Origin of the sequence: Streptomyces ossamyceticus, from assembly GCF_001418475.1 — a bacterium.
GTDB classification, from domain to species: domain Bacteria; phylum Actinomycetota; class Actinomycetes; order Streptomycetales; family Streptomycetaceae; genus Streptomyces; species Streptomyces ossamyceticus.
The window spans coordinates 1-1,983 of sequence record NZ_LIQX01000324.1 but is presented as its reverse complement, the minus strand read 5'-3'; the positions used below and the strand labels follow the sequence as shown (position 1 = coordinate 1,983).

Below are 1,983 nucleotides of genomic sequence, written 5' to 3'. Positions count from 1 at the left end.
GAACGTGGTGCCCCGGCGGAGGGGGCGGGGCGGGTTGCGTGACCGCCTGTCGCGCCTGGCGGACCATCTGGCGTCCCCACCGCCGGCCCGGTGGTGACGGGTCGGGCCCACCCGGCCACCCCGGCTCGCCCGCGTCAGCAGCCCTCGGCGGACCGGACGCCGCTGCGCGCAGCGGGGGTGGAGGGGCGACGTGGGAGGCGGTGGGTGAGGCGGTTCGGCAACCGCGCGCATACAAGGACAGGGACGGACCGGTTCGAGGGCCGGTCAGGGCCCGGCTGGAAGTGGGTGGGGCCTCAAAAAACTGGTTGCTCCAGGCGGTGGCGCGGCTGAGCATGGGGCGGCGTGAGTAGACCCGATGACGACGAGTACGTCTCTGCCGATGCCTCGACCACGCGTTCACCAGCGGCCGTTCCCTCGCCGTCGGCTCCGCCCGCAGCCGCTCCCCCTACGCCGCCTTCCTCCACGGCGTCGCCCGCGCCCTCCTCTCCTACGGCGCCCTCCCCCTCCGCTTCAGCCTCGCCCGCTGCACCGCCCGCGCCCTCGCCCTCCGGCGTTGCCGCGCGGCTCGTTTCGTTGTTGCCCGATCTCGCTCCCTGGCGGGTGTCCGTGGACTTCCGGCGGATGTGGGTGGCCGGGCTGATCACCAACTTCGGGAGCTTTCTGACCTTCGTCGCGCTGCCCGTGCAGATGAAGGAGCTGACGGGGTCGGTCGCGGCGGTCGGGGCCATCGGCGCCGTCGAACTCGTACCGCTCATCGTGTTCGGGCTCTACGGCGGGGCCCTCGCGGACGCCCTCGACAAGCGGGCGCTGATCCTGTGGACCGAGGTCGGGCAGGGGCTGCTGTGCGCGGCGCTTCTCGTGAACGCGTTGCTGCCCGAGCCGCTGGTGTGGCCGCTGTACCTCGTCGCCGCCCTCTCCTCCGCGCTCGTCGCGGTGCAACGGCCGGCCCTCGACTCCATCGTCCCCCGGATCGTCCCGCACGAGCATCTCCCGGCCGCCGCCTCCCTCAACTCGCTGCGGTGGACCGTCGGCGGCGTCGCCGCGCCCGCCCTCGCCGGCGTGGTCGTCGCGTACGCCGGGCTCGGCTGGGCGTACGCGGCGGATCTCGCGACGTTCGTCGTCTCCGTCGCCCTGGCCGTGGGGCTGGCGCCCTCCCCCGCCTCGCACGAGGCCGCGAAGCCGTCGTGGCGGTCGATCGCGGAGGGCGCGCGGTACGCGTGGAGCCGGAAGGAGCTGCTCGGTACGTACGCCGTCGATCTCGCCGCCATGTTCCTGGCGATGCCGTTGGCCCTACTGCCGTTCCTCGCGGACGAGTTGGACGCGGAGTGGTCGCTGGGGCTGATGTACGCGGCGCTGCCCGCCGGGGCGCTGCTGGTGACGTTGACCAGCGGGTGGACGTCCCGAGTACATCGGCACGGGCGGATGGTGGTGCTGGCGGCGGCGCTGTGGGGGCTGTCCGTGGTGGCGGCGGGGCTGGTGCGTGAGGTGTGGCTGGTGCTGGCGTTCCTCGTGCTGGGCGGGGGCTTCGACATGATCAGCGGGATCTTCCGGGCGGCCATGTGGAACCAGACCATCCCCGACGAGTTGCGGGGGCGGCTCGCCGGGATCGAGCTGCTCTCGTACTCCGTGGGGCCCCAGCTGGGGCAGGTACGGGCGGGGGCGATGGCGGCGTGGACGTCGGTGCGGGCGTCCGTGTGGGCCGGTGGGGTGTTGTGTGTGGCGGCGGTGGGGGTGTTGGCGGTGTCTCTGCCGAAGCTGATGACGTATGACGTGCGGACGAATGAGCATGCGGTGCGGATGCGGGCGGGGCGGACGGCCCTGACCCACCCGCCCCGCCCGTGACTCCCCGGTTACAAGTACGGGTCTCCCGTGGAGCGCCCGCGCCGTCGGCGACCGCGGGGCACGGAGCCTTCGCCGGCTGTGGTGATGTGTGGTCCGGTTGCCGCGCCGGGCGACACCGGTCTACGACTGGTCGGTGGCTTC

The 1,983-nt window shown here is 73.3% G+C and carries 1 protein-coding gene; it reads left to right on the top strand.

Features of this window, described 5'->3' with window-relative positions; genetic code table 11:
- Window positions 1–621: 621 nt before the first annotated feature.
- Window positions 622–1,842 carry an MFS transporter gene (locus AOK15_RS23740; RefSeq protein WP_055520144.1) on the top strand — a complete coding sequence of 407 codons (1,221 nt, stop codon included), beginning with the start codon at window positions 622–624 and terminating at the stop codon, window positions 1,840–1,842.
- Window positions 1,843–1,983: the final 141 nt, after the last annotated feature.